Origin of the sequence: Haladaptatus sp., from assembly GCF_049589095.1 — an archaeon.
GTDB lineage: Archaea > Halobacteriota > Halobacteria > Halobacteriales > Haladaptataceae > Haladaptatus.
Genome location: NZ_JBAWAC010000075.1, coordinates 1 through 4111 on the forward strand (window position 1 = coordinate 1; position 4111 = coordinate 4111).

Genomic DNA, 4111 nt, shown 5'->3' on the forward strand with positions numbered 1-4111 from the left:
GTGTTGGTCTCGGTCGGGGACTTCGTCCGCGTCGAATCCGCTCCTCCGCCCGTGTCGTTGGCACAACCGGCGAGGATAGCGACGCTTCCCGTCGCGATTGCCTCCGTCGCTTTGAGAAATCTGCGCCGATTCATTTGTCGGGAGTACCGAGTCACATCGCAAGGGGGTTCTGGTACGCGCGTCGAATCGGTACCCTGTGGGATCGAACGAGAACCGGTGTTGTTTTTCTCGTCCGAACACGAGCGATACACGATGAATCGTCGTCGGATCGGAAGAGGGATTTCACTGGTGGCGATTGGCGTGTTCGCGCTCCGATTCGGCCTCGGACTCGCGAGTGCCCACTCGATTCCCTCCAGTAAATTCGCCTCCCCGCTTCCACTCCCGCTGCTGTTTCTCGGTGCCGGTGCGACGGTCGCGCTCACGGCCGGATGGCTCGCGGTCACCGAGCGAACCCCTTCGGCGGCGACCCGCCGGATGCGCGTTCTCCGTCTTCCCTCCTCGATTTCGATGCCGCTTCGACTGGGCGCTCGACTCGTCTTCTTCGCCGGATTCGCGGCCGCACTCTCGATCGGAATCGTCGGCCGACAAAACCAGTACCAGAACTTCGCGACCGTCTTCACGTGGCCGGTTTGGTTCCACGGCGTCGCCCTGCTCTCCATCCTCGTCGGCACGCTGTGGCCCGTCCTGTCCCCGTGGCGAGCTCTGTACCGTGTGTTCGTGTGGCTCGAAGGGGAGGAGCTAGCCTTCCTCGGGTCGTACCCCGAACGACTCGGCAGTTGGCCAGCGCTGGCGAGCTACATCGTCGTGATCGGGATACTGGAGAACCTCACGTATATCCCGAAGAAGGGCCCGCTGTTGACGACGGCCGTCCTCGCGGTGTATACGCTCGTCATGGTCGCCGGGAGCCTTCTCTACGGGACGGAGTGGTTCCGACGTGCTGACCCCCTCGGCGTTCTCTACCGACTGTTCGGCCGGGTGGCGTCGATAACCATCACTCGACGCGACGACGGCGGTACCGACGTCGCCCTCCGACCGCCGTGGCAGGGAACCCTCACCCCTGTTCGGAATACGTCCCTCGTTCTGTTCGCCATCACCGCGGTGTACACCGTGAGTTTCGACGGGTTCACCAACACCCGGACGTACCAAGACCTCCTCGTCGGTGTGCAGAACTCCTTGGGGACCGGACCGGCGATCAGCATCCTGCTGTACGCGATTGGCCTCTCGGTCTTCGTCGTCTCGTTCGGCCTCTGCAGCCGTCTCGTCGAACGTCTCGGCGGTGACAGCGCCGACCAGCGACCATCGGATACTTTCGAGGTGAACACCGACGGCGGCTCCGTCATCGGTTCAGACGAACGGACACGTGAACCCGATTGGCTCGGTTCGGCGATGCACTTTGCACCGACCGTCCTCCCCATCGCGGCGGCGTACGAAGTCGCCCACAACTATCCCTACGTGTTTCGTAACCTCGCCCAACTCGCCACCGTCGCCGTTCATCCCCTCTCCCCGAGCGCACAGACCGTGAACCCCCTCGCTTGGCTTCCGCTTCCGGTGTTCTGGGGTTCGCAGGTCGTCCTCATCGTCCTCGGTCATGTTATCGCCGTCGTCGCCGCTCATTACGTCGCGGTCGAACGGTTCGAAACCACTGCGGCGGCACGACGCGGTCACCTCCCGCTGATCGTGCTGATGGTCGGCTATACTGTGCTCTCGCTCTGGATAATCTCTCAGCCGGTCGTTTCGTGACCCCGTCTTCCGAATCCGTGAGTACACCTACTCGTGATACGAGAGTTCGACGACTCGACCGTCACCGTACATCACGAGGATTTCGTCCGCACCGTCCCCATCGATATCGCACACCGTCGGGTGCACCCAGACCTTTACCTTTCGCTCGTGGGAGGCGAGGACCTCCCCGGAACTTGCATCGAGGACCTGTACCGTACCGTGGTTCGTCACCGCGACGACTTCGGGGTCGCCGTCGCCGTTAACGTCCCCCGTAACCGGGGCGGGGAGCAACTTCGCGTCGGTCGAAAGCGTCGTCTTCCACTCGGTTTTGCCGGTCCGTGCGTTCAACGCGGCGACCGTGTCCCCGCCGCTTCCGACGTAGACCTCCGGCGTTCCGTCGCCGTCCCCGTCGGTGACCTGATCGATCGCTGGACGGTCGATTCCCGTGCGTTGCCAGAGCTTCGTTCCGTCCGCGGCAAAGGCCGTCACTTCGTTCCCTCCGGACGCGACGAGTATGTCACGCTGGCCGAGGCGACCCTTCGCGAGCCACGTCGCCAGTGCGGAACGCTGCCATTCGAGCGTCCCGTTCGGTCGCAGGACGCTGACCTTCGCGGTAGAGCCGACGGCGATATCCGGATTCGGGGAACCGGGGACGTGAACGACGTGCGTTTCCGCGTAGACGGTGTCGTTCAAGTCGTACTTCCACTGGAGCGTCCCATCCGCGGAATCAGCGAAAACGACGCCATCGAACGCGGGTTGAACGACGAGGCGGTGTGGCTCCGTGAGCACGACGGGACCGGCGTAGCCGAACGACGTCAGGTTCTGTGTCCATTCGACGCTCCCGTTTTCGGCGTCGAAGACGTAGAGACGCTTTTCGGTCGTCGGGGCGACGGCGTTCGGACGGTGGTCGCCGGTCGCATCCGCGATGAGCGAATCGCCGATGCCGTGGACCGCACACGCCGATTTGTTGATCTCGTACTGCCACCGGGTGGTGCCGTTCGGATTCAACATCGTCACTGCACACCGCGCGTTCTCCCCCGCGACTGCACTCACCGGTGCGAGGATATACGATTCACCGTCGATCCGATCCGCGACGATCGGATGATGGTTCAACTGGTTCGGTCGCGGCGTGTCCGAAGTCCAATCCACCGAGAGGGACCCGGACGGTTTGTTCGTTAAACTATAGAAAGAGGCACTAGCAAGCGCACAAATCACCAGGACGACGACGATTGCGGTCCGCGCTCGCATTCGACCTCATCTCGGGTAATCGGGAACTAAACGCTGCCGGTATCGCCGACACATTCGACTCGCATACTAGAACGCGAAGGAACAGATTCTCGGCCCCTCCGGTCACGTTACTTCGAATCGTTGGAGTCGAACGCGTTCGAATTGACGTGCTTTCCGACCTCCTCCATCACTTTCGTCTCCGCGCGGGCGAGGTGTTCCCACGCCGTCGTGGAGGCGATACCCACGGCATCGGCGATGTCCTCGATGCTGGTCTCCTTTTTGGGCCGGTAGTAACCGAGTTCGATGGCGGTCCCCAACACCTCGCGCTGTCGCTGGGTGAGTTCGTTGATAACGCGCGAAAATTCCAACTGTTCCTGTTCGGCGACCACTCCGAGTTCGACGTTCCGGACGAGGTCGGTTTCGTTTCCGGGACGTTCGATCGATTCGACGATCTCGTTTAGGTCGTCGTCCTCCGCCAGATACAGCGTCCAGCGTTCCCAACCGGCCGATATGACCGCTCCGGTTCGATAGTGGACGCCCAGGTCGGTCAACCGCTGTGCGATGCTGTCCCATTGGTAGCTGTCGATGGTGACTGCGACGAGAACTCGTGGGACGTCCAGCGGCGTCAGCGTATCCACATCGATCACGGGATCAGCGGCCTCGAATTCCTCTAGAAATCCCGCTATCGAGGCTTCCGGTCCGGTTATCTCGATGATTCGCTTTCGCTCGGCGGCACTTCCCGTCATCGAAGAGACGGAGCGGATCGTTATCGCCGGGTAGTCGGCACTGATGTCGCTCTCAGGTTCGCCGTGGTGACGTATCTGGAGCGTCACTTCTCGCATATTTAAATCGAGGCAACCAACCGAGTTGAAACTTTGTATCCGATTCTGTCAGGCTCCCGAATCAAATTCCGATGGTTCTAACGTCTTCGTCCCTGGGTTTTCGTTCGATCGGTTCCATCCATCGATCACGAAATACCGGGTACCTCCATCGAGAAGTCGCGTCGTTATTCCTCGGTCGTGTCCGCAGATTCGGTTTCCGTACCTGCTGCATCCACGTCGTCCGCCGACCTCGCTTCCTCTTCGGCGGTAGCGGGCGCTTTTTCCTCCCGCACTCCCACGGTTCCGCCGCATTCCGGGCACTCGTCGTGGTTCGTGTAGAGGAC

The 4111-nt window shown here is 61.6% G+C and carries 3 protein-coding genes; 1 reads left to right on the forward strand and 2 read right to left on the reverse strand.

The features are described from left to right. The first annotated feature begins 252 nt into the window (after positions 1–252). Positions 253–1740 carry a hypothetical protein gene (locus WBV42_RS02695; RefSeq protein ID WP_423984669.1) on the forward strand — a complete coding sequence of 496 codons (1488 nt, stop codon included), beginning with the start codon at positions 253–255 and terminating at the stop codon, positions 1738–1740. A gap of 27 nt (positions 1741–1767) precedes the next feature. Here the strand turns inward: WBV42_RS02695 and WBV42_RS02700 are convergent, their stop codons facing one another. Both WBV42_RS02700 and WBV42_RS02705 read right to left on the reverse strand, forming a co-directional pair. Further along, positions 1768–2868 (reverse strand): PQQ-binding-like beta-propeller repeat protein, encoded by a 1101-nt coding sequence (locus WBV42_RS02700; protein ID WP_423984670.1) that lies wholly within the window; start codon positions 2866–2868, stop codon positions 1768–1770. Between the two features lie 206 nt (positions 2869–3074). Then, a complete protein-coding gene (locus WBV42_RS02705; protein WP_423984671.1) occupies positions 3075–3788 on the reverse strand; it encodes a helix-turn-helix domain-containing protein in 714 nt (237 codons plus the stop codon). Positions 3789–4111: the final 323 nt, after the last annotated feature.